Genomic DNA, 23,607 nt, shown 5'->3' with positions numbered 1-23,607 from the left:
TGTATGCGGCACGATCAGTCAAAGACCCCGTCGTCAAACTGATTCGCGCGCGCATGAGTTTTGCGTCCGCCCGGCAATCCGGTGAACAGGTATTTGCCGTTGTCCAGCGTGCCGGTGAAACGGACGAGGTAGGCGATTCCGGGTTCCTGCACAGCGAGCGAAACATTGAAGCTCTGCGGTTTGGCGCCCGGCGCACTCAATTCCACCACGCGGATCGCCTCAATTTTCTCCGTGGCATCTTCCCATTGCCCGTTTGCCTGCAGTTGCTCGAGCACGTCCTTTCCGACGTTGATCAGCATCCCGTTCATCGCCTTGGCGTCGCCCTTGGCGATCGCGCTCGCAAGGTCGATCACCGCGAGGGCGACCGTGTCGTCCACGGGCGCCTTTTCCTGCGGGAACTGCACACGCTTGTCCGCGCGGCTGGTCTGGAGCAACGTCGAAACTTCGATCTGCTTCGGCGCCGGAGGAGGGGGAGGAGGTGGTGGGGCGGTCGGTTTCGGGGGCGGCTTCTTTTCGCCGCAGCCGGGAAGAATCGCCGTGCCCGCGAGCAGAGCGAACGAGATCGGAAGGATTGTCCAGTAGGAGTTCAGTCGCATGCGAATTCCTGAGAAGAGTTTCGCTAGGGCTCTTCGTGAGCGATGACCTTGACGTTCTTGTCGATTCTTCGATACAGACCGGCGAGCGTGCGCCCGGGGGCCAGCTCATGGAATTCGGCCTTGCCGGCGAGCGCGGAGGCGATCGCGGCGCAGGATTGTGCCCAGCGAACCGGACTCGTGAGCTGTTCCACCAGTCGCTCGCGGATGCTCGTCGCGTCGATTGCATGAGGCTGCGCTGTGACGTTTGCGTACACCGGGCAGCGGGGGGCGCGGATTTCGACTTCGGAAAGAGCCCTTGCCAATCGCTCGGCGGCGGGCTGCATCAGGGGCGAGTGGAACGCGCCGGCGACGACAAGCGGCGTCGCACGCAGGCCCATCTCACTTGCGATCGGCCCGGCGCGATCGCACGCCGACTTTGAACCCGAGAGCACGATCTGTCCCGGCGCGTTGAAGTTGGCGCACACCAGCACTTCGGAGCCACGTGCTTTTTCGCAGATCTGCTGGGCCTGATTCTCGTCCGCACCGATCAGGGCCACCATGCCGCCCTGGCTCGCTTCGGCGGCATCCTGCATCGCGCGTCCGCGGAGCGCGACCAGTTTCAGCCCGTCTTCGAAGGACATCGCACCCGAGATGGTCAGCGCGGTGTATTCGCCGAGCGAGAGACCCGCCGCCGCGGCGATCGGGGCTTCGCCGTTGCCGTAGTTCCACTGGGCCTTGAGCGCCGCGTAGCACGCGATCGAAGTGGCGAAGATCGCGGGCTGGCTCGCGTCGGTCTTGTTGAGTCGTTCCGCCGGGCCTTCGAAGCACAGTGCGCTCAGAGGAGAGCCAAGCGAAGTTCCGAGGATTCGATCGGCTTGATCGAAAACCGCCCGCACATCGGGCGACTTCTCCGCAAAGGCCTTGCCCATCCCGACGGACTGTGCGCCCTGTCCCGGACAAAGAATGACGAGCGGGGTGCTCATGCGGAAATCATAGGAAACAGAGGTCGATTGCGAGTGGTGGCCGGCCGACAGATTAGAGCTGCCAGAGGCTGCTGCCCCACGTGAGCCCGCCTCCGAAGGCGACGAACATGACCTTGTGCCCCTCGCGGACTCGCCCCGAGCGGCGTAGTTCATCGAGGCAGAGCGGCACGGACGCCGCGACGGTGTTGCCGTAGCGATCGATGTTGATGTAGAGCTTGTCCTCTGGAAGACCGAAGCGCTCGCGCGCGGCCGTCAGAATGCGCTGGTTGCTCTGGTGGCAGACGTACATATCCACGTCGGGGGCAGAAACCTTCGCTTCTTCCAGTGTCTGTTCGATCAGCTTCGGAAAGGTGCCCACCGCGAATTTGAAGACCGACGCGCCGTTCATCTGAACGTGCTCGATCTTGTTCTCGTCGAATTCGACCCCCTGCGGAAAATCCTGTTTGCAGCGCGGGACATAAATCTCTTTCCAACCCTTGCCGTCCGAGTGCATCGACTGGGCAAGAATTCCCTTGCTTGTGTCGTCGGTCGCCTTGATGATCGCGGCTCCCGCGGCATCACCGAAGATGATCGACGTCGATCGACCGAGATTGTCGTAGCGCATCAGCGTCGAGAGCGCGTCGGCGCCGATGAGGCCAATCGTCCGGTACGCGCCCCCTTTGATCAGGTCGTGGGCGACGTTGAGGCCGTAGACGAAGCCGGAGCAGGCGGCGGTCAGATCGAACGCGCCGCAATCCCCCGCGCCGACCAGGTTTGCTACGAGCGATGCCGATGCGGGGCACGACATCTCAGCCGTCATCGTGGCCACAATGATGAGATCGAGGTCGGCGGCGGTCAGCCGGGCATCGGCGAGCGCGAGCTTCAGCGAATCCGCGGCCAACTGGCTGGTGGACTCACCCTTCTCGCGGTCCATGATGCGGCGCTCGCGGATCCCGGTCCGCTGGACGATCCACTCGTCCGAGGTTTCCATCATCTTTTCGAGGTCGGCGTTGGTGAGACGGCGGCTGGGCAATGCCGAACCGGTCCCCGCAATTCGAACGCCGACAGGACGCCGGCCGGTGTTTGTGCCGCTGGACATGAGTGGCAAAGTCTACGCGCCGCCCGGGCCGCACGCCCCCGATTTCTCAGGACTCGGAGCCCACTTCGGCGAACTGGGCGCCGATCGAGCTGACTTCTTCGAGGCGTTTGGCGATGACCTGGTTGACGCCGCTGCTCACAAAGCGGCGGCAATTCCGGATCGCGTTCTTGATCGTCTTCGCCTCGCTGCTGCCGTGCGCGATGAACATGGCGCCGTTGACGCCCAGGAGCGGCGCGCCGCCGTGCTCGTGGTAGTCGTTCTTTTTCCAGATCTGTTTGAAGACCGGCTCGATCTGGAGCATCAGGCCGGGATCCTGAGTCATTATTTCCGTCGCGAGCGCGGAGAAAATGGATTTCGCGAGGCCTTCGGCCATCTTCAAAAGCGTGTTGCCGACAAAGCCATCGGTCACGATGACGTCCGCGTTGCCGTCAAAGAGATCGCGGCCCTCGACGTAACCCACGTAGTTCAGGCCCGGAGTGGCGCGGAGCAGGTCGCGCGTTTGTTTCACGGTGTCGGTGCCCTTGGCCTCTTCGCTGCCGATGTTCATCTGCGCAACGCGCGGGTTTTCGATGCCGTGCACGATCCGCGCGAGCTCTGCCGCCATGACGCCATACTGCCAGAGGTGCGTCGGCTTGGGCTCGGGATTCGCGCCGCAGTCGATCATGACGACCGGGCCTTTGAACGCGGGAACCGTGACCGCGATGCCCGGGCGGTGCACTTTGGGCAGGCGCTTCATGTGCATGATGCCCGCCGAGACGCACGCGCCGGTGTTGCCAGCGCTCAGGACCACGTCGGCGCGAGCGCCCGGGCCTGTTTCAGGAGCCTTTTCGCTGCCCAGAAGCGCCATCTTGACGATCGAGCTGTTCTTCTTCGATCGCACCGCCTTTGCGGGGCTTTCTTCCATGCCGATGACTTCGGAAGCGTCCTCGATCTCGATCCGCTCGTCCCGGATCGCGCGCTCGTTCAGATAGTCCTGGATGAGCTCGCGCGGCCCGACGAGAATGAGCCGGTCATCGCGCGCGAGATCTTCGAGTGCCGCGGCGCAACCCTTCAAGATTGCATCGGGGGCGTGGTCGCCACCCATGACATCAACGGCGATTCGCATCGGCCGATTCCTGCTTCTGGAAATGCCCCTCCGATGGGCGAGCAATGTTCAAGCCAAAACCACGCTCGGGTTTATCAGTTCTTGGGAACGCCGATTCCGAGCTTCGGAACCTTGATCCGCAGGCCGGCGCGAACGTAGCCCGATTCGGCGCACACGCGGTGGTGCTGCTTCGGCATGCCCGAGAGCGGGCAAACGGTCGGCGTCGAGCCGGTCAGAGCGTGGTGCGTGCGACGGCGGCGGGTGCGTCCGTAGCTGACTCTTTGTGGAGGTAGCATCGTTCCAATCTCCCAAACACGCGGCAGTCGCCCGCCGGTTTCGAATCCAAAGTATCGCCCGGCGCACCCTTGCGGCAGGCTCTTGCAGGGGGGGAGTTTAGGGATGCACCCCGAAGGGGTCAACGTGAGGAGGTTGCGCCCGGACAACGCCCATCGGCCCGCAAGGGCTCGCACCGGCCCTCGAAGTTAAGACGCCGAGGCTTTGCTCGCGGCAGTTGGGCGCGTACCATCTCGACCTGAGCGGGTTCAGCCCGCCGATCGCCTCCCTAGCTCAGTTGGTAGAGCAGCTGACTCTTAATCAGCGGGTCGAAGGTTCGAGTCCTTCGGGGGGCACTTTCCTACGGTTTTTAGAGAGTTCAGTGACCGGGCGGCATTTGCCGCCGGGTTTTCTGTGGGCTAACGCGACACCTTTTCGCCCTGTGCCGCCGGAATCCGCGGCTCGACCAGCGCCCCGATGCTCGGCACGGCCGACGGAATATTGACGATGCGACGGGGGCGGGGCTCGAGCTGGAGCGCCACGTCTTCCAAGTCCGCCTCGACCATTTCTCGCACCAGATCCTGGAATCCGGTCTTGTGCTTCCAGCCCAATACACGACGGGCCTTTTCGGGATTGCCGCAGAGAACTTCCGTTTCCGCGGGGCGGAAGAAGAGCGGGTCGATGACGACGTGCTTGCGATAGTCGAGCCCGGCCGTGCCGAAGGCGAGCTCACAGAACTCGCGGACCGAATGCATCTCGCCGGTGGCGATGACGTAATCGTCGGGCTGTTCCTGTTGCAGCATCAGCCACATCGCCTCGACGTAGTCCTTGGCGTGCCCCCAGTCGCGCTTAGCCTCGAGATTGCCGAGTCGGAGTTCGGTCGCAAGGCCGTGCTTGATGAGCGCGACGTGCCGCGTGATTTTCCGGGTCACGAATTCAAAGCCTCGCCGCGGCGATTCGTGGTTGTAGAGAATGCCGTTGCTGGCGTGCAGCTTGTACGCCTCGCGGTAGTTCCGCGTGAGTTCGAAGCCCGCGACTTTGGAAATGCCGTAGGCGGAGCGAGGGTGAAAGGGCGTGTCTTCGTTCTGCGGAGTCGAGCGCACTTTGCCGAAAGTTTCGCTCGATGCCGCGTGATAGAGCCGGCACTTGGGCGCCGCTTCCTTGATCGAAGAGAGCACGAAGTGCGTGCCGTTGATGTTGGCGTTGAGAGTCGAGAACTCGTCTTCGAATGAATACGAAACGAACGACTGTCCCGCGAGGTGGTAGCACTCATCGGGCTGGAGGCGAGAAATCGCCTTGAACACGCTCGGGTAACTCTCGAGCGACGCGGGATGGAGCTTGATCTGATCACCCAGCGGCGCGAGCCGGCCCATACGGTGCAGAGGATCTTCGAGCGCGGCACGTCGGACCAGGCCGTGAACTTCGTACCCCTTCGAGAGCAGCAACTCGGCGAGATAGGAACCGTCTTGGCCTGTGATTCCGGTGATAAGAGCAACCTTGCCCATGCCCGCTTCCTTTCCGCTCGCAGCGCGACCTTAGTGTACCGGCGCTGCCGACGTCGCTCTCGGTCCCAACGACGCCATCCGGATGCAGTCATTCATGCATTCCCTCACGCTTTCCGGCCAATCCGGCCAGACGAATTCTTCGACCGGCTTGAGACGCGGGTTGCGCTTTTCGTGCAGATCTTCGCGGAGCAATCGGGCAAGTTCTTCCGGTCGCGCCGGGTCGAAGAACTCGCAGAATCCTTCGGCGATTTCGCGGTGCGCCGGGATTCCGCTGGCGAACGCGGGCTTGCCCCTCGCCATCGCTTCGGCGACCGGCAGTCCGAAACCCTCGGCGTACGAAGCCATGATCACGCCCCGGCTGGCTTCGTACCACGCTTCCAAGTCGCTGTCGGAGGCGTTCGAAGCCCAGAAGAGCCTCTTGCCCCATTCGCGATGTTCACGAACCCGCTTCATCTGATCGTCGGCCCTGAAACCGGGGCGTCCCAGGATCAGGAGGCAGACGTCTTCTCCAGAGTCCCAGAGCCGATCGAACGCATCGAGGACGGCCTTGTGGTTCTTCCGGATTTCGAACGTGCCGACGATGAGGTACGCGGGTCGCGTTCCAATTTTCCGCACGACTTCGCGGCACGCGTCCGAACACGGAGCCTGTGCCTTGGTCCACTTGTCGCCGCCAAGTCGGAACGTTCCCGCGCGTGCGTCATTCCAACCGGGAACTCCGGTCGAGAGCGCGAATTCGAGGAAGTCTCGGCTCGTGTCGCGCGAGATTCCGATGATGAAGTCGTTGTTCTCGGTGACGCGGAACAGGTGCCTCGTGAAGACCTCGAAGAGCTGGTGACCCACAAAGTCCGGCCGACGCAGCGGGATCAGGTCGTACATCACACTCCCCACCAGCGCGCCGCGGGTCCGGATCTGCTTGACATGGGTCCAGAGCACGTCCACCTGCCAGTTCGAATCCGCGAGAAGGAGCACATCGCCGGGTGAGAAATCGACGTGCTGTTTCCACAGCCGGAGCGTCAGCACTCCCCGGCCGAGCTTTGCGCGCAGCGCCCGGATTCCTCGGCCAACATAGCGAATCGATCGATAGCCAAAGCGTGCGACAGCGGCCACCCCTCTCCAGACCCGTGCGAGGGCTCGTCCTCCAAAGCGAAGTGCACGCCAAATGAGTTTCAGGATCCACCGCACGCCCGACCAGAACCAGAAGAAATGGCTTTCGCGCGATCCGTGCTTTGAGATCTTCCGGAGCAGCGTCCGGAACCCCCAGCGTAATTCAACGAGCAGGTCTTGCGGCAGGCTTCGTTTGATCCATTTGATCGAGTCCTTCACTTGGTCGCGGGTCCAATTCGTGAATCGGATCCAGCGACGTTGCAGTATGAACGGGGAGAACGCGATCAGCGCGCTCAGCGTGGCAAAGAAACCGAAGACGAATGTGACGAATCGGCGCAGGATCCGCGAAACGCCCTCCGCATCGCGGGGCGAGAGCCATTCCGGCGGGATCGTGGCGAGGCCGCGAGACGTCAGAACAATGGGGCTCACCGGAACGCCGAGTTCGCCGGACAGCCCGGACCCCAGTATCGCGAGATTGCGCACGACGCGCGGAATGCCGGAGCGGTTCTTTGTCTGGAAGACGTGCGTGCAATCGACGTAGATGGCACGGACTTTCTGCGCCCTGTCACTCTTCGCCAGAGGCAGATTCCGAGCGATAGGCTGGGCGGTTGCGATCGCGCTCATCGATCGCTCCGTGTGCGGAGCGCACGGCGTCCGGCGCGCGACTTGCGAGGCTGCCCGGGGCGTTCCGTGTTGTCGTGACCAAAGTTGCTCACTCGGGCTTTCGGATGATCATCCCGAACGACGTGCAGCGGAATCCCTGAATCGCAAGTCGCAGGTGCGCCACATCATCCGTGTGCGGGCCGTACGGCGGGAGATCGGTCAGACCGTCAAAGATTTCTTCTCCCATGGAAAAATCGAGTTCCGCGACGTGGTAGCCCTGCTTCCGCATCCGATCGGCGAATTCGGTGAAGTGGCGCTTCTGGAAGAGCACGCATCCGCAGTGGTCGAGCGTCGGGCCCTCGTCGGCCATGTTCCATTCGGTCGTGTGCACAGCTACTCCGCCTGGCTTCAGGGTCTTCAGCGATTCTTCGATGAAGCGAAGCCCGAGCGCGATGCTTCCCAGGTGTTCGAGTGAGCAGGTGGACCAGCAGAAATCAAACGAGTTCGCAAGGTCCGCCGGGATCGCGTTCATGTCCACATAGCGAAGGCTGATGTTCTGGAGCAGCGCCGGATCGGGACAGATTTTGCTGATGCGCAGTTTTTCGACCGAGGCAGAGTGCTGGTCCGTTTCGATCCAGGCCTTGCTTTCCGAGCGTTTGGGATCGAGATCGGTGGCGACCACTTTCACGCCGTACTTGGCGAAGAGGCTGGGCAGCGGCTCTTCGCCGCAGCCGAAGCCGAGCCCGACGCTCCCGGGTTTCAGCTTGCCTTCGTTGAACAGCACCTGCGGGATGTAGCAAAGCTCCCAAACTTTGCGGTGGTAGATCGGCGAGCAGACAAGTTGCGAGCACCAGTAATGAAACCACGGAGACTCGACATCGCGTTGGACGCACGCCTTGGAGGTCAAGGGGGCATCGTTTGGCGACGGGCTCAGCGGGGCGGGGGTGGTAGCGCGGACGATGCGCGCAAGGTAATACCCCATGTTCTTGATGTTCGCCCGCGCGAGTTCGTGCTCCCGCTGCTCCGAAGTAGCAAGGGACGTTACAGCATTTCTGAGTTGGCCCAGCATGTGTTCGTGATTCTCCAATGAACCGGTCCTGGATCGCGATTTTGCAGCTCGCGGCATCCCGAACCGGTGCGCTCTCCTCGGCGACTGCCACCCTTGAGGTGCTTCGAGTTGGCCCCGCACGGAATCCGGCCCGAACGCCTAGGTTGCCGCCCCCGACAGAACGCGATCATAGGACGCGGCGACTTCCTCGACAGGCCCGTTCGCTCGTATTTCGCCGTGCGTCAGAAGGATCGCCCGATCGCATACCGCCCGCACCGTCGCAAGATCATGGCTTACGAACAGGGTGGTGACGCCGCGGCTTCGAAACTGCCGGAAGCGGTCCATGCACTTGGCCTGAAACGCCGCGTCCCCCACCGAAAGAATCTCGTCGACGAGAAGTATCTGGGGGTCGAGATGCGCCGCCACCGAAAACCCCAAACGCGCGAGCATCCCCATCGAGTAGGTGCGGATCGGCTCTTCAATGAAGACGCCGAGTTCGGAGAATGCGATGATCTCTTCACTCCGCTTCTGCACTTCGCGCCGGAGCATTCCGAGGAGAACGCCGTTGAGGATGATGTTCTCGCGTCCCGTCAGATCCGGATGAAACCCGGCGCCCAGTTCGAGCAGCGGACAGATTCTGCCGCGGGTTTTGACGCGCCCTTCATCGGGTTTCAGAACGCCGGCGATAAGGCTGAGCGCCGTGCTCTTCCCCGATCCGTTGCGCCCCATCAGTCCGAGACTCTCTCCTTCGTCCACGCGGAACGAGACGTTCTTGAGCGCGTGAAATATCTGTCGCGGTGCGCGTCGGCGCAAACGAGACGGCAGGCTGAGGATGTATTTCTTCAGCCCCGAGTGCGCCATCGCGTGCATCGTGTAGCACTTGCTCGCGCCCTCGACCAGGATGACTGGTTCCTTAGACAACCTCCGCGAATCTCCATTTCAGTCGGTTATAGAGAATCGTGCCTCCCGCGAGCAGCAGCACGCCCCAGGCCGCCGATGACGCGGTGAGCCAGAGATCGAGCGGTCGATTCTGGAAGACCGCGCGCCACATCCCGGTGATCCCGGCGAAGGGATTCAGATACATGATCCAGCGCATGTTCTCCGGCACGATATCCGACGGATAGATGATCGGAGTCAGATAGAACGCGAGCATCATCGCGAGGCCGACGAGCCGCTCCATGTCCCGGAAGAACATGTTGGCCGTCGCGACGATGAGCATCAGTCCGATGGCCGTGATGATCTGAAGGCCGAATGCCGCGGGCAAGAGGTAGAGCCATTCCGCGGTCGGACGATGTCCGTACCACAACATGAAGACCCCGATAACGGGAAGACAGAAGAAAAAATGCGTCATCTCGTTCAGTGCCGCGGCGAGCACGAGCGTGAATCGAGGGAAAGCCACTCTCTTCAACAGGCTGCGATTCGCCAGAAAGATGCCGCTTCCCACGTTCACCGAATTCGACATCCATTGCCAGGGGAAGAGGCCGGTGATCAGGACCAGCGGGTAGTCCTCGACGTTGTTTTTGAGAACGATCTTGAACGCGAACAGGAAGACCATCGCCATCGCAAGTGGCTGCAGCACGGACCAGAAGTAGCCCAGCACGGTCGCCTGATAGCGGACCTTGAGCTCCTTCTGGAGGAGAACGATGACAAGATCCCGCGCGTGCTCCATCCGGAGTTTCCAGCAATCATCGGTTCGATCGGCGTCGATCCGGCCGCGAGCGCGCCGTGGCGCTGAGGAAGGGCCGGAGCCTAGCAGGACCGAGAATGGCTTTCCAGCGTTGAACGCGTTCCACCAGCCGACCGGGCCACACCGCCACCTACGATTTTCGCGTGAACATCGTCGTCAACGGAGAGAATACCCAGGTGCCGGAAGGTGCATCGGTCCGGGAGCTGATCGAGCGGTTGGGTCTTGGTCAAAGGGCGTGCGCCGCCGAGGTGAATGAATCGCTCGTTCCCCGCAGGGATCACGAGGCGCGTCTTCTGATGGAAAACGACCGCGTCGAGATCGTCACGCTCGTGGGGGGTGGTTGATGCCCGCGCAAGTCGAGATCAAGCCCACGCATCCAGAGGGCCCCGAGCGGGCGCTCGCGCCGCTCGCCATCGGCGGTCGAGTTTTCAGCAGCCGCCTCTTCGTCGGAACCGGTAAATACGCTTCGATGGAATTGATGCGAGATTCGCTCCAGGCGAGCGGTGCAGAGGTGATCACCGTGGCGGTACGCCGCGAGCGGCTTTTCAATGAAGCGGGAAAGAGTCTGCTCGAATTCATCGACCTGTCGCGGTACGCAATTCTTCCGAATACCGCGGGATGCTTCAGCGCGTCCGATGCGGTTCGCGTTGCGCGGCTCGGTCGCGAACTGCTTTCTCAGGCCGGAAACGCGGGCGCCGACTGGGTGAAGCTCGAAGTGCTCGGCGACAAGAAAACACTTCTGCCAGACCCCGCGGGCACCGTCGAGGCGACGCGAGAACTCGTGAAGGACGGCTTTTGCGTTCTCGCGTACACGAGCGACGATCCGATCGCGGCGCTCCGAATCAAGGAAGCCGGCGCGACGAGCGTGATGCCGGCCGGCTCGCCGATCGGCAGCGGGCAGGGAGTCCTCAATCGCGCGAACATCGTGCTCTGTCTCGAACTTCTGAAGCAGGGCGACCCGATGTTTCCGGTCATCGTCGATGCCGGAGTCGGGGCCGCGAGCGACGTATCGGTCGCGATGGAACTCGGTGCGGACGGCGTGCTGCTCAACACCGCCGTGGCGCACGCGAAGGACCCTGTGATGATGGCGCACGCGATGCGCCATGCCGTGATTGCCGGGCGCCAGTCGTATCTCGCGGGCCGGATTCCCAAGCGGCTCTACGCAACGGCCAGCAGCCCGTGGGAAGGCGTGATCGCCCACATCCCGGGAGAGTAAACGTGTGCGGTGTGCTCCGGTGGATTCTGAGCCCTCTCGTGATCGTGCTGGCCTCGTGCTCGCGCGATCCGGGATACTCGCAGGCGAGTCCGGAAGCGACGATCGCAACCGCGAAGCAGATGGTGAAGGACGGCAAGGCCGGACTGCTGGTCAAGCTCATCCACTCCGACGACGAAAACATGCGTCGTTGCCTCAACCGGCTCGGCCACACCCTCGCGCACCTCCAGGATCTGGCGATGGAACTCAATCGCGCATTTCCGGAAGAAGTCCGAAAGCTTCGGGAGGAGGCCGCCTCGCAAACTGCGAACTCCGGGCTTTCCGGTCTGGCCCGCACCTTCACGGGAGGACGCGCGACCAGCCGGCGCGACGGCTCTCCGGCTGACGCCATGAATTCGTCGCTCACGCGGCTCTTCGCGTCCCCCTTTGAAGCCCTCGAGGAAGAGAGCGCGAATCTGACCGCGCTGCAGCTCGACCAGGAAACCAGCTCGCTGCTGTACAAGGGCGGCCCGATTATCCCCGCCGTTCCGATCCTGCTCAAACAGGATCCAAAGGACAAGCGGTGGTACTTCGTTCTTCCGATCGATCTTCCGATCCTGAACGGATACTTCTTCAAGACTCCGGAAGCGTGGCGGACGTACACGGGACTCATCGCGACACTCGACAACATTGTCAAGGACCTCACCCAGGACGTGCGCGACGGCAAGCTGAAGTCGCTCAACGACACGGCACGCGTGGCGGGCGAGAAGGCTTTCACCTCGTTGCCCTTCGCGATCATCGCGATCGACCGGCTGACCGCCGCCGAACGAAGGACGCGCGGGCTGAGCGACCCGTCAGGCTCATCGGGTGGCACGCCGAAAACACCGCCTCTGAAATAGCGATTCGTCCCGGGATCACCGCGCCTATCTCACCTGCGCCTGTTCTCCCAGAATCGGAGTTCGGCCCCGTGTTTCGCCGATGCGGGGCGTCAGCGTGAAGCCGAATCGTGTCTCGCCGGAGATCACGCTTCGGGCGATATTGAAGCCGAGCCGTACGCTCTGGAAATCGCGTTTCACTTCCGCACCAATGCCCTGGAGCTGGTTGCTCGTCAGGTCGTAGCTGGCGCTCACCGTCACGATGTACTGATTTGCGAGCCTGTACGCCAGCCCGCCCCCGAGCGTGGTCAGGTCGAGTGCGTTGAGATACCTGAAATCGACGTTCGCGGTCACGTCCGGAGTCTGCTGCACGATGATTCCGGCCGATGTCCTGGCCTGCTGATTGAGATCGAAGTCATAGACCGTCCCGCCGGTCAACGTCGTGGCATCGGTGACGCGCCACGCCGAGTCCACCGTGCCGTAGTTCCCAAAAGTGGATAGCTCCGGTCGGAAATCAAAGAACCGCCCGACGGGTGATCGGATGTCGGTTTCGGACGTCGAGTCGATGTAGTTCACATCAAGCGTGAATACGTCCACGCTGTAGTAGTGACCCGGCCGGCCGCGCTGCGTCTGCCAGATCTGGTTCACGCCGGCGCGGAACGACGAGCCCTTCGCGATCGATTCGACATTCTCGTCGTATGTAGGAAGCGTCGTCTCGTCGCGGTTGGTCGCGGCGGTGAACAGCGTGACCGACGGCTCGATGATGTGGCGCATCCGGTGCAAGTCGAACAGGCGAGAATCGACGGAGTTGTCCACGCGTTGAATCTGCGTGCTGAGAGTGCCGCCCGTCGAACCCCAGATGCGATACCGGTCGGTTTCGTCGCTGCCGACGTTGCTGCTGAACTGCTGGAAATCATGGTCGTACGCCGTGAGCCGAACGACGCCGAACGGGACGAAATTCACGGGCCCCATCTCGATCTTCGCGTCCACCTGCTGGCGCGTATCGAAGCGGAAGACCTGCTGCGGCAGATAGCCCTGCGCTGTGAGGCTCTGGTTGAGTGTCTGGTTCGGATCGATCCCGAAAATCTGCTGCGACTGCACGGGATTCGAAAAGCCTCGGTACGAGGGCGTCACCGAGTCGAACTTCATCCCCATCATCCCCGCGCGATACTCCTGCGTCCACGTCAGCACGTCGCCGAACCAACTCGAGAGCAGCGGGTCGGCCTGGCGCAGATACTGCAATTCCGGAGCCTTCGACACGTAGTAGCCCTGGCTCTGCAGCAGATACTCGTTCGTGATGAAGTCGTTGAACGAGCCCTTGAGATTCACGTTGAACTCGGTGTTGTCCTCGATCCGGCGCAGGTACATCTGTGTCGTGAATTCGCGCCGGACCTCCGCCATTTCCGGATAGAACGACTCGACAAAGTTCGCATCCGACTGGTACGCACCCTCGCCGAGCAGCGTCCAGCGTTCATTGAGCGCGAGCGCGTGATCCACCAGCACGATGCCGCGGTTCTCGCCGTCATACTTGTGCCGCTCACCGGTCGGCAGGACATCGGTTCCGTGATCGTTGAAAAGCCCGTACGCGAGCGCGCTGCCGTTCGCGTCGGGACCGGCCCAGGCCAGATTGGTGCCGGCGCCGGGGCCGCGGCTGAAATAGGCATCGAGCATCACATCCGCGCGGGTGAAGGGTGTCCCCTTCAGGCCGATGAGCTTGTACGCGTTCCATCGGCTCTTGAGCGCAAAGCCCGAAGCTGTGCGGTTCTCGGCGCGCAGGTCGCGGAGCAGCGGTTCATCGACCGTGCCTTCGTAAAAAGGCCAGTAGAAGAACGGGATTCCTTCGGCGTTGAGCGTGATGTTCCTGGCGTCTATGTAGTTTTCCGTCACCATCGAAGGCATGAGCGCCGAAGCGGTGATCAGGTCCGTCTCGAGTTCGTAGCCGGTGGTGGGCACGCGACCGACACCTCCCGCGTCTCCGGCCGTCGCCATCCCGCGAACACCCATCGTCTGACCGGGAGCGGTGGCGCCGCTCGGAGCGGGGCCCTGTCCCTGGCCGCCGCTGGTCCATGATTCGATCGTCGGCAGGAGCCCCTCGGGCTTGCTCGCAACCTGGCGCCGCGTGAGCGTGACGGTGGTCGTGCCGATCGAGAAATCCGGATTGAAGAATGCGCTGGTCGCCAGTCGCGCTCGCTTCGCGACGAACTCATTGCTCGATTTCTGCCGGATCGTGTCGGCGCGCACGTACAGGGGCAACCGCCGCTGCTGGTCGTACGTCCAGAATACTCCATCGAGCACGATCGCCTTGTTGCGCCGAACGTCGTAATAGATCTTCGGCCCGCGCAACGTGTACTGACCATCGGAGGCGATCACATCGCCCTCGAGATAAAACCCGCGGATGTCGGAGGCGCGGAGCCGACCCATGTCCTGGATCTCGCTCGGATCGGTGAAGACCACGCCGCGCTGTGCGGTGAGCTGCAGCGTCCGTCCGCTGCGCGTGTCCGAGTACTGCACGACCAGACCGTTCGAGATCAGCAGCGAATTCTCGTCCTCACCCGAGATCAGCGTGATGTCGCCGGGGGCGATGGTGAAAATGCCGTCTTTCGCAAAGATCGGACCCGTAAACGCGACGTTCTGCAGAGTGGTCGCGTCCATGTTGTCCGACGCACTCGCCGCGAGCTGGCTTGCGGTGGGGGGGAGATACGAACGCGATTCCGCGGGAATCGGCGCCGACAACCGCTTTCGGCTGTCGAGATCGGGCTGTGCGGTCGCGACCGACTCCGCGCCTTCCTGCTCGCGCAGAATGTTGGCCAGCGCACGCTCGGCCTCGCCGATCAGCGGGTCCAGAGGTTCGCCGGTCATCAAAAGGTCATACTGCAGGTCGATTCCGCTCTCGGGTTCGATCACCGCGCGCACCGGAAGCCGATTGGCCTGCACGCTGACCGAGATTTCCGCCATCGGCGAAGAAACACGATCGAAATAGACGTAGATCTGATAGACCCCCGCGCTCGCGTCGGGCGCGAACGGAACTGGGACGTCTTCGGCCTCCTGCTCTTCGCTCGCATCCGCGAGTTTTTCGATGAATACAACAGCTCGTGCCGCGGAAAAGTGGTAGACACCGAGAGTCACCTTCACGTCGCCGGCCAGAAGCATCTGCTGAATCGTGGTTCCCGTGGCGGAGGATTCCCGCGTCCACGTCGTCACGCGGGCCGCGCCGAACGAAACGGGCCCGCGAACTGTTCGCATAGGGAACCGCAGGCCTCCGAAATCCCGTCCGGTGAACTCGTCGTTGCTGTCGGTGGCGCGACGGCCCATCAGGTTGTCAATCGGGGATTCCGCTCGAACCTTTGCTTCCGGCTGCAACGCCAGACACAGTGCGAGTCCTGCGCAGCAGACCACGGCGCGAGCGCCCGCCTGCGCCGATCGGTGGTTTGCCGTTCCTTGGCGACCGCTTCCTTGTTTCATCACCGGTCATGATACCTGAACGGGGCCGGCGGTCCTGCGGGCCTTGGCTTTCTCATTTCGACTCCAGGAGCTCATCGACCTTTTTCACGAGGGTCGGATCGTCCGGCTTGATCTTGGAATCAAACCTCGCAACCACATTCCCCTGCCGATCGACGAGAAACTTGGTGAAATTCCAGCCCGGTACACCCTCGCCCCCAAGCGGCTTTGGCTGACCTGAAAGCTTCTTGTACAGCGGGTGCTTCTCGTTGCCACGCACCGAGATCTTCGAGAACATCGGAAACGTCACGTTGTACTTGGTCGAGCAAAAAGCCTTGATTTCGCTGTTTGTGCCCGGTTCCTGTTCGCCGAAGTCGTTCGCCGGGAATCCGAGAATCACAAACCCCTTTCCCGATTTTTCCTTGTAGAGCTTTTCCAGCCCGGCGTATTGCGGCGTGTATCCGCATTTGCTCGCCACGTTCACGATCATGATGACCTGCCCCTTGTACTTTGACAGATCTACTTCGTTTCCGTCGATGTCGAGCATGGTGAAGCCCAGCACATACGCGTCGTCGACCTCTTCCGATGACGATGTCGTCTGGGGGTCTTGCGTGACCGGCTCCGCCTTTGGCGCGTCCTGCTTCGGCGCACCCGTGTCGGCGGGAGCGATGGGCGAGGGAGCATCGGCGGGCTTGGCAGGCGCCGGCGAGGCGCCGGTCGATTGCGCCGCCGGGTCCGAAACGACACTTCCTGCAATGGCAATCAACAACGCGGCAGCGACATTCACCATGTTTCACCTCCGTTCGAGTCTTTTCCTCGGACGCACTTCTATCGTACAGCGCTCGACGTGGTTCGGATTCGAGAACCCATGCATCTGCTCACGCGATCAGTCCGATTTGCGATCAACGACGGCCCTTCGCCGGCGGGGTCGAACGGGTATGCGGGTAATCCACCCATTTCCGGGTTCGGGCGCTGGTTTGAGCTGCTCGTCACCTGCCGCGGCAAGATCGATCAGAAAACCGGTTATCTCATCGACATCAAGACAGTGGACGCCCATGTGCGCCGAGATGCCGTCCCGCTGATCCAATCGAGCATCGCCTCTGGCGATGATCCATTCCGCACGCTCGCACCTGTCGTTGCGGTTCTGTCCGGCAGATTGCCCGCGGCACTCGAGCGCGTCCGTCTGCGCCTCACGCCGTACCATGATATCGAAATGGCCTCGAATCAAACGACGCACGCGCTCATCCGCCAACGCTTCGATTTTTCCGCGGCTCACCGGCTCCACTCGCCGGCGCTCTCGGATGCAGAGAATCAGAAGCTGTACGGAAAGTGCAACAACCCGAGGGGCCACGGACACAACTACGTGGTGCAGCCGGTTGTCAAGGTGCGGATCGATGCCGTGCCCGCTTTTTCCCTCCGCGATCTCGAGTCGATCACCGACGACGCCGTTGTAAAGAGATTTGATCACAAGCACCTGAACGAAGATACCGACGATTTTTCGATCGAGCGGGGCGGGGTTCTCCCATCAGTCGAGAACATCGCACGCATCTGCTTCGAGCGGCTCGCGCCCGTGATTGCGGCGCACCCCGCCAGTCCGTCGCTTGAGCGCGTGACGGTGTGGGAAACCGATCGCACGAGCGCCACTTATCCGGGCTGAGCGTGCGCATCCAAAAAACAAAACCGGCCCAAAGGGCCGGTGAAAGAAACAAAAGCGGTTACCGCGCGCCGGCGAGCGCCGGGGACTTCGCTTCGACCGAAGCGCCGGCCTTCATGCCCAGAAACGCGATCACGCTGTTCGCCACGTGCTGGAGCTGTTCCTTGGTCAATTCCGGATAAATGGGCAGCGCCAGCGTCTCGTGCGCCGCGCTCTCCGATTCCGGCAGACTGCCGTTCTTGTACCCGAGGTCGGCGAAGCACTCCTGCAGATGCAGCGGCACCGGATAGTAGATTTCCGTGCCGATGTTGAGGTTCTTGAGGTGATCGCGCAGCGCATCGCGCTTGCCGCCGGCAATGCGAATCACGTACTGGTTGTAGATATGGCGTGCCGGTGCCGCCGGACGGAACGGGATGCGCAGAGGCGACGGATCCGCGCTCCACGGCGTGCCCGAAGTCTTGGCTCCTGCCGCCTGGAACGCGGCGCTGTAGAAGTCCGCATTGCGCTGGCGTCCCGCGTGCCACGCTTCAAGGTGCCGAAGCTTCACGCGGAGGATCGCCGCCTGGAGCGTATCGAGGCGAGAGTTGATGCCGACCAGCTGGTGGTAGTACTTTGGCTTCATCCCGTGCATGCGCAGCATGCACAGCCGATCGAAGAGCTCCGGGTCGTTCGTCGTCATGATCCCCGCATCGCCGAACGCGCCGAGGTTCTTGCTCGGGAAAAAGCTGAACGTCCCGATCGCGCCCCGCGCTCCGACATCGATGCCCTTGTTGTCCCGCGTGCCAATGGCCTGCGCACAATCTTCGACGACAGGAACGTTGAACTCGCGCCCGATCTCGAGGATCGCGTCCAGATCCGCCGCTTGCCCGTACAGGTGCACCGGCACAATCGCCTTGAGCTGCTTGCACTGCTTCGCGACTTGACGCGTGTGCTTCGGACACATGTTGTAGGTCTTGGGGTCGATGTCCACGAAGACCGGAATCGCGCCGAGCCGCGCGATCGATCCCGCCGTCGCGAAGAACGTGTAGCTTGGGCAGATCACCTCGTCGCCCGCTTTCACTCCCAGCGCCTGGAGCGCCAGCAGGATCGCGTCCGATCCGTTCGCGCAGCCCGCGGCAAACTTTGTCTTGCAATATTCCGCGATTTCCTTCTCCAGCGCCGCGCAGTCCGGCCCCATGATGTACGCCGCGCTCTCCAGCACGCCCTTCACCACCGGCTCAAGCTCGGACTTGAGTGTGGCGTACTGCGCCTTGAGGTCGAGAAGCGGGACGGTCACGGAAGTCGCGGGGGTTGGACTGGTCATCAAGGACTCCTTCATTGATCTTTCTGCATCTTCATCCGATGGGCAGCGAGCGCGCCGGCCTCGGGTTTGTCACGCGCGGCAAGGCCTCCATCGTGCCGCGGCGATTTTTGCCCGCGATGGTAGCGCCGCGCTCAACCTTTCTCCGCCGCTGTTCGGGTTTTGAACGGAACGAGTTGCTTGCCGCACGCTCACGCTTTCACGCGCTCATCCGCGCGAATGGCCTGCACCGGCGACTTGGCCCGTTCCCGCAGAATCTCTCGGTAGACCTCGAGGTGTTTCTCATACATCCGCGTCGCACACAAATCCACGCGACGCGATGCCGTCGCGCGCTCGGGCGCGAGTCGCGCGGTCTCGGCTTCGTCAAAGCGCAGCATCGCGAGCGCCAATTCCATCACGTTCATCGGGTCGTTGAGCACGACGCCGTCCCGCGGCAGCGTCATCAACTCCGTCGCGCCGTTGTAGCTTGTCGTGATCACCGGCAATCCGCACGCGAGTGCCTCCATCACGACCAGCGGGCATGGGTCATAGAGGGTGGGGAGAACGAACACATCCGACGCGTGGTAGTAGGGGACCGGATCTTCCTGATCACCCATGAATATCACGTCGTTCGCAACACCCATATGCCGCGCGATCCGTTCGTACTTCGGAATGTCTCCTCCACCGATTACGATCAGCCCGGCATCGCGCCCACGCCCCCGGAGATGCGCCATCGCCGCGAGAATCCTGTCAACACCCTTCAATTTGAAATCGTGGGCGACTGTCAGGTAGATCGTGCGGCTCTGCCATTTGAGCTCCGAACGGATCTGATCGCGGTTCACCCCCGAATCGTCGGGCTTAAAGCGGCCGAGATCGACGCCGTTGTGAATGACGACCACCCGCGAAGGCTCAATGGGGTAGGTTGAAAGCAGCTGGCGCCGCACCATTTCCGACACGGCGACGATGGCCGCGGCGCCTTTCTTGGCGTACTGCAGCCTTTCCATCTTGCGGAATTCCCGGTATCGGGGAAGAACGGCAAAGCCGAGCGGGCGCGCCCATCGCAGCAAACCGTGCGAGAGGCGGCTCCGCTGCTGATATACGTAGCGCCGGATGCCGTGGTGAGGCATCATGACATCCGCCTGCCATCCGTCGCCCATGTCCAGAACGATGTCGAACTTCTCGTTCTGCAACATCCGATCGACTGCCGCGCCGAAACGCAGTCGCCTGCCCGCCGCTAACTGGCCGATTTCGACCAGGTGCGTGCGGGCGCCCGCGGGAGCGCCCTTGATCGACCTGGCGTAGATATGAATGTGATGCCCGTCGTGGAGCAGCCGCTGGGCGTGATCGTGGGTCCAGCGCTGAGCGCCCCCTCCAACGGCGTCGTAACGGTCCAAGACAAAAGCGATGCGCATCGTCGCCGACATCTCCTGCAGTGTAGCTTCTCGAACAAGCACCTGAACCAAACTCTAATAGGCGCCGCGCCCCGTCAGCACGACCCACACAGTCTTGATGATGATGTATAAGTCAAGCCATACGGACCAGTTACGCACGTAATACGCGTCGAGCATCACCCGCTCTTCGTACTCAAGCTCGTTTCGACCAGAGACCTGCCAGAGACCCGTCAGCCCCGGAAGCACTTTCGTGTACAGCGATACCAGTTCCGCGTATCGCGCCGTCTCCCCGGTCGTGATCGGGCGGGGTCCGACCAGGCTCATCTGCCCGACGAGCACGTTGAAGACCTGAGGGAGTTCGTCGACGCTCGACATCCTTAAAAACCGTCCGACGCGCGTGAGGCGCGGATCGTTCTTGAGCTTTTGTGTTTTCTCCCATTCAAGGGCCAGCGCCTCATCGCCCGCGAGCGTGGCACGCAGCACGCCGTCGGCGTTCTCCACCATCGTGCGGAACTTCAATTGGTTGAACAACTTCCCGTTCTGCCCGACCCTGCGCAGCTTCACGAACACCGGGCCTCGTGAATCCAGTTTGATGGCGAGCGCGAGAACCGCAAGGATCGGCAGGAACAGCGGCAACAAAACCAGCAGCGCAAGCAGGTCGAGCCCGCGCTTGAGCGTCCGGCGTCCCGGGTCAAGCAGCCTGTGCTGCACCTCAAGCCCGAGCATTCCACCCAGATCTCGCCCCGACATCCAGAGCGTGGATGGCAGTGGCAAGTCGGGAATCAGAATGACGTTCGGAAACGACTGCAGCGGCCCGGCGAGCAATTCCTTCAGCGAATCGGGCGACATCCCCTCGGTCGCCACAAGTGCATACGGCAGCCGCCCCGCTTCACGGAGCATCTGAGTCAGAGCCGGCGGATCCACAACGGGCACTCCTCCGATTGACTTCGGAAGTCCGAAGTCGGTGCTCACGATCGCGCGGGCCCGCAGCCCGAGATTCGGCTGGCGCGCCAGTTGCCCAACGACACGATCCGCCGCATGACCGCGCGCGAAAATGACCGTCGGGTAGCCGAACCAGGGAGCTCGCTTGAACGCGAGCTTGGTAATCGTGCGCGCCACCGGCACCGCAACAACACACATCGCCCACGCGATCAGGAAGACCGCGCGCGAATAGTCGCTCCCCTGCTTGAGCATGAACGTCCCGGTGCCGAACATCAGGAACACCATCGTGATGACGAGCACCTGCCGCCGGAATTCTTCTACAGGGTGATTCCCCACCCCCGGATACAGCTTCAAAGCCCACGAAAACCCGAGCAGCACCACGATCGCCGGCCAAAGCGTCAGATATACCCGCGGGTCGATCTGCCGTTCGATGACCATCCACAAATACACCGCGATCGCGCAGCAGCTCGCAAACACGATCGCGTCCACGACCGCCAATACCACTCCCGTTAGCCGATGCCCGCGCCCGACTCGCAGAATCGGCGTTGCCGCGGCGTCCATCGCCCGCTGAGGCTTGGTTTCAAAGACACTCGGCATTTCAAGGCCGCCAGGCACGATGTGCAAGGGTACGCGCCGCATCTCCCGCCCGTTCATCCGCCGCGCTTCGCTACGCTGACCGGGCATGTCGCCGGCCGAACAACTCCTCCAAGCTGTCGATCGGTCGCGCCGATGGCTGCTCCTCGCCGCCGCCGCACTGGCCCTCGCCTCGTTCAGCCCACACTGGCGGATCACGCCGGATTCGGCCGTTTTTCTCGGGATCGCCCGCAATCTCGCCGCGGGCCGCGGCTTCACCTTTAATGGCGAGACGGTCACTTCGGTCAACGCCGGCTTCCCGTACCTCCTGGCGCTCGTCCCGTCTTTCGAGTCCGATCCAATCGTCGGCTCGCATGTTTTGATCATGACGATCGGCCTCGCCGCGCTTGTTCTGGTCTACTTGCTCATCACGCGTCACGCCGGGCGCCCGCTCGCGGTTCTCATCACGGTGTTGACGGCAGTCAATGGCACGTTTCTTCGTCATGCATGCGAAATCCTCGCCGACGTCCCGTTCTTCTTCTGCTGCACACTCGCGCTGCTCGGATACGAACTGACGTTCCCTTCCCGTTCCCGCGCGGATGATGCAACCTCACCCGCCGCGCAGTCGGGTGATCCTCACCGCATCCTTCGTCTAAGTCTCGCAGCGGCTCTCGTCCTCATCGGACTCGCCGGAATGGCCTCGCTCCGCATCGTCTTTCTCGGCCCTCTGGCCGCGATCTGTGTCGATCTGCTCTGGCGGCTCCGTCGCTCGCGATTCAAGTGGGCGCTCGTCGCGGGTGCCGCCGCCGTGCTTCTCGCGGCAGTCGCGATCCGCCTCGCCGATCCTCGCATGGAAAACGGGTTCACACTTCTGTCGAAGGAACGTGAGCTCCTCCATCACCTCACCAATTTCTCTGAGACATGGACGCGCATCGTGTCATTCAACGCTCCGCAACTCTTCTTCGACGTCGCCCCCCGGGCAATCTTCGGAAACAAGCTCGGATTGTGGCCCGTTGATGGAGCGATCACTCTCGCGGTTTTCGCCGCCGGCACGATGCTGTTCCGCAGGCGGATCGCGTGGGGAATGCTCGTCGTGATCTACGTTGTTCAGTGGCTGGTCATATTCCCGGATTCGCGTTATTTCCTTCCGGTCCTCCCGCTGCTCTTGCTCGGCTGGTGGGATCTCTCGCTCCTCGTCGTCGGGCGCATCCGCCTGTCGCGACAGCGCGCCGCGCTCGCTGCCATGCTCGCGCTCATCGCGATTCCAAACGCGGTTCGCTCCGTCGGCTTCGCGATCGAGCAGCACCATCATCCGTTTCTAGAGCGCTATCTGCGGGGCAGGTTTCAGGATCTTCCGGAATTGGCGGCACGCGCGCGCGAGTCGCTGCCGCCCGATGCGGTCGTCATCACGGATGCGCAGTTCGCCGCGCCCTTGCACTATTTTTCCGGTCTTCGCACGATCCCCACGATCGGGCCGACCCTGCTCACGCCTCTCCCGAAAGACCAACCAGTCTTTGCGCTCCTTCCAACCGATGCGGGCCTCGATGCCGCACTCAAGGCGCTCAAACTGAAGCGCGCTGGTGAAGTCATCACAGGTCCCGATCGGGGGCCGGCTTCAACTCTCAAAATCATCGCCGTCCATTAGCTGAATCACGTGCTTCCATTTGTAGCACGCCCTCGGCGGCATCTCCGATCGATCGCACAACCAGGTCCGCACGTACACCCTTTTCTTCTGCTTCCTGCAAAACCTCCGCTCCGTGGTCCCCGCTCGCGATCAACACCGTGCGGCAACCAGCCTTCTCGCCCGCCTGTATGTCGCGAATGGCATCGCCGATCATCACGCTCCGCGCAAACTCGATCCCGGGAAAGTCGCGTTGCGCGTCGAACAGCATGCCGGCTTCTGGCTTGGTGCGAGGGCACTTCGCCGGCGCACTGAAATAGATCGCATCGATCCGCACGCCAAAGGGTGCGAGCAGCTCCGCCATCCGTTCGTGCACCCGAGCGAGGTCCGTTTCGGTCAACAGCCCAAGCTCGATGCCGCGCTGGTTGGTCACAACGATGAGCCGCATCCCCGCGCGCTGCAGCTTCGCGAGCGCTTCGCCCGCCCCCGCCGTCAATTCAAACTGCTCCGGCCGAACGATCCACTCGCCCACAAGCCGGGTGTTGATCGTTCCGTCCCGATCCAGAAAGACCGTGTCGATTCTGCGCGCACCCATACTCCCACAGTACCCCTCGCGTGTTCCCGAGTTTGCCTTTCCGTGGTTTTCTTCATGACTTCCTGTGCTCTCGCTCTTTGGTCAGCCTCGCCTTCCCTTCTTTCCAC

The 23,607-nt window shown here is 62.4% G+C and carries 21 protein-coding genes and 1 tRNA gene; 6 read left to right on the top strand and 16 right to left on the bottom strand.

Annotated features, from left to right (window positions below; translation table 11 throughout):
* Positions 1-14: 14 nt before the first annotated feature.
* From KF691_14015 to rpmF, 5 genes are all read right to left on the bottom strand, one after another.
* The gene (locus KF691_14015; protein ID MBX3390560.1) at positions 15-596 is read right to left on the bottom strand and encodes a hypothetical protein; all 582 of its coding nucleotides are present in this window, start codon (positions 594-596) and stop codon (positions 15-17) included.
* Between the two features lie 23 nt (positions 597-619).
* The gene (fabD, locus tag KF691_14010) at positions 620-1,558 is read right to left on the bottom strand and encodes an ACP S-malonyltransferase (protein ID MBX3390559.1); all 939 of its coding nucleotides are present in this window, start codon (positions 1,556-1,558) and stop codon (positions 620-622) included.
* A 52-nt stretch (positions 1,559-1,610) separates the two neighbouring features.
* A complete protein-coding gene (locus tag KF691_14005) occupies positions 1,611-2,636 on the bottom strand; it encodes a ketoacyl-ACP synthase III (protein MBX3390558.1) in 1,026 nt (341 codons plus the stop codon).
* A 46-nt stretch (positions 2,637-2,682) separates the two neighbouring features.
* Positions 2,683-3,741, bottom strand: a complete 1,059-nt coding sequence (gene plsX, locus KF691_14000; GenBank protein MBX3390557.1) for a phosphate acyltransferase PlsX — start codon at positions 3,739-3,741, stop codon at positions 2,683-2,685.
* 74 nt (positions 3,742-3,815) lie between these two features.
* Positions 3,816-4,016 carry a 50S ribosomal protein L32 gene (gene rpmF, locus KF691_13995; protein ID MBX3390556.1) on the bottom strand — a complete coding sequence of 67 codons (201 nt, stop codon included), beginning with the start codon at positions 4,014-4,016 and terminating at the stop codon, positions 3,816-3,818.
* Positions 4,017-4,276: 260 nt separating this feature from the next.
* Between rpmF and KF691_13990 the strand changes: the two genes are divergently transcribed.
* A tRNA-Lys gene (locus KF691_13990) sits at positions 4,277-4,349 on the top strand.
* 63 nt (positions 4,350-4,412) lie between these two features.
* On the opposite strand, the gene KF691_13985 is transcribed toward KF691_13990, so the two are convergent.
* The 5 genes from KF691_13985 to KF691_13965 all read right to left on the bottom strand — a co-directional run bounded on the left by KF691_13985 (position 4,413) and on the right by KF691_13965 (position 9,922).
* The gene (locus KF691_13985) at positions 4,413-5,498 is read right to left on the bottom strand and encodes a GDP-mannose 4,6-dehydratase (GenBank protein MBX3390555.1); all 1,086 of its coding nucleotides are present in this window, start codon (positions 5,496-5,498) and stop codon (positions 4,413-4,415) included.
* A 30-nt stretch (positions 5,499-5,528) separates the two neighbouring features.
* Positions 5,529-7,226: a glycosyltransferase gene (locus KF691_13980; protein ID MBX3390554.1), complete on the bottom strand. Its 1,698-nt coding sequence runs from the start codon at positions 7,224-7,226 to the stop codon at positions 5,529-5,531.
* Positions 7,227-7,314: 88 nt separating this feature from the next.
* Positions 7,315-8,274, bottom strand: a complete 960-nt coding sequence (locus KF691_13975) for a methyltransferase domain-containing protein (GenBank protein MBX3390553.1) — start codon at positions 8,272-8,274, stop codon at positions 7,315-7,317.
* Between the two features lie 138 nt (positions 8,275-8,412).
* Complete coding sequence (locus tag KF691_13970; protein ID MBX3390552.1) at positions 8,413-9,174, bottom strand: ABC transporter ATP-binding protein; 762 nt, start codon at positions 9,172-9,174, stop codon at positions 8,413-8,415.
* On the bottom strand, positions 9,167-9,922 hold the full coding sequence (locus tag KF691_13965) for an ABC transporter permease (protein MBX3390551.1): 756 nt from the start codon (positions 9,920-9,922) through the stop codon (positions 9,167-9,169). Before KF691_13965 ends, KF691_13970 begins: the two co-directional genes overlap by 8 nt.
* A 161-nt stretch (positions 9,923-10,083) precedes the next feature.
* On the opposite strand from KF691_13965, the gene thiS reads away from it, so the two are divergent.
* From thiS to KF691_13950, 3 genes are read left to right on the top strand one after another with little or no spacing between them, the layout of a single operon-like run.
* Positions 10,084-10,284: a sulfur carrier protein ThiS gene (gene thiS / locus KF691_13960; GenBank protein MBX3390550.1), complete on the top strand. Its 201-nt coding sequence runs from the start codon at positions 10,084-10,086 to the stop codon at positions 10,282-10,284.
* On the top strand, positions 10,284-11,156 hold the full coding sequence (locus KF691_13955) for a thiazole synthase (protein ID MBX3390549.1): 873 nt from the start codon (positions 10,284-10,286) through the stop codon (positions 11,154-11,156). Before thiS ends, KF691_13955 begins: the two co-directional genes overlap by 1 nt.
* 2 nt (positions 11,157-11,158) lie before the next feature.
* Entirely contained in the window at positions 11,159-12,031 is an 873-nt protein-coding gene (locus KF691_13950; protein ID MBX3390548.1) for a hypothetical protein, read from the top strand.
* Between the two features lie 24 nt (positions 12,032-12,055).
* On the opposite strand, the gene lptD is transcribed toward KF691_13950, so the two are convergent.
* Positions 12,056-15,469, bottom strand: coding sequence for an LPS assembly protein LptD (gene lptD / locus KF691_13945; protein ID MBX3390547.1), 3,414 nt, complete (start codon positions 15,467-15,469; stop codon positions 12,056-12,058).
* A 52-nt stretch (positions 15,470-15,521) separates the two neighbouring features.
* Positions 15,522-15,992 carry a glutathione peroxidase gene (locus KF691_13940; GenBank protein ID MBX3390546.1) on the bottom strand — a complete coding sequence of 157 codons (471 nt, stop codon included), beginning with the start codon at positions 15,990-15,992 and terminating at the stop codon, positions 15,522-15,524.
* A 321-nt stretch (positions 15,993-16,313) separates the two neighbouring features.
* Between KF691_13940 and KF691_13935 the strand changes: the two genes are divergently transcribed.
* Positions 16,314-17,102: a 6-carboxytetrahydropterin synthase gene (locus tag KF691_13935; GenBank protein ID MBX3390545.1), complete on the top strand. Its 789-nt coding sequence runs from the start codon at positions 16,314-16,316 to the stop codon at positions 17,100-17,102.
* A 58-nt stretch (positions 17,103-17,160) separates the two neighbouring features.
* Here KF691_13935 and KF691_13930 read toward each other — a convergent pair whose 3' ends face one another.
* The 3 genes from KF691_13930 to wbaP form a co-directional block, all read right to left on the bottom strand.
* Positions 17,161-18,375, bottom strand: coding sequence for a DegT/DnrJ/EryC1/StrS family aminotransferase (locus tag KF691_13930; GenBank protein MBX3390544.1), 1,215 nt, complete (start codon positions 18,373-18,375; stop codon positions 17,161-17,163).
* Positions 18,376-18,590: 215 nt separating this feature from the next.
* On the bottom strand, positions 18,591-19,802 hold the full coding sequence (locus tag KF691_13925; protein ID MBX3390543.1) for a glycosyltransferase family 4 protein: 1,212 nt from the start codon (positions 19,800-19,802) through the stop codon (positions 18,591-18,593).
* A gap of 42 nt (positions 19,803-19,844) precedes the next feature.
* Complete coding sequence (wbaP, locus tag KF691_13920; GenBank protein ID MBX3390542.1) at positions 19,845-21,326, bottom strand: undecaprenyl-phosphate galactose phosphotransferase WbaP; 1,482 nt, start codon at positions 21,324-21,326, stop codon at positions 19,845-19,847.
* A 67-nt stretch (positions 21,327-21,393) separates the two neighbouring features.
* Between wbaP and KF691_13915 the strand changes: the two genes are divergently transcribed.
* Entirely contained in the window at positions 21,394-22,929 is a 1,536-nt protein-coding gene (locus tag KF691_13915) for a hypothetical protein (GenBank protein ID MBX3390541.1), read from the top strand.
* Here KF691_13915 and KF691_13910 read toward each other — a convergent pair.
* Positions 22,913-23,500, bottom strand: a complete 588-nt coding sequence (locus KF691_13910; GenBank protein ID MBX3390540.1) for an HAD-IIIA family hydrolase — start codon at positions 23,498-23,500, stop codon at positions 22,913-22,915. The two genes, KF691_13915 and KF691_13910, sit on opposite strands and share 17 nt — an antisense overlap.
* Positions 23,501-23,607: the final 107 nt, after the last annotated feature.

This window comes from Phycisphaeraceae bacterium, from assembly GCA_019636555.1.
Classification (GTDB): Bacteria; Planctomycetota; Phycisphaerae; order Phycisphaerales; family UBA1924; genus JAFEBO01.
This window is presented reverse-complemented; position numbering and strand designations above follow the sequence as displayed.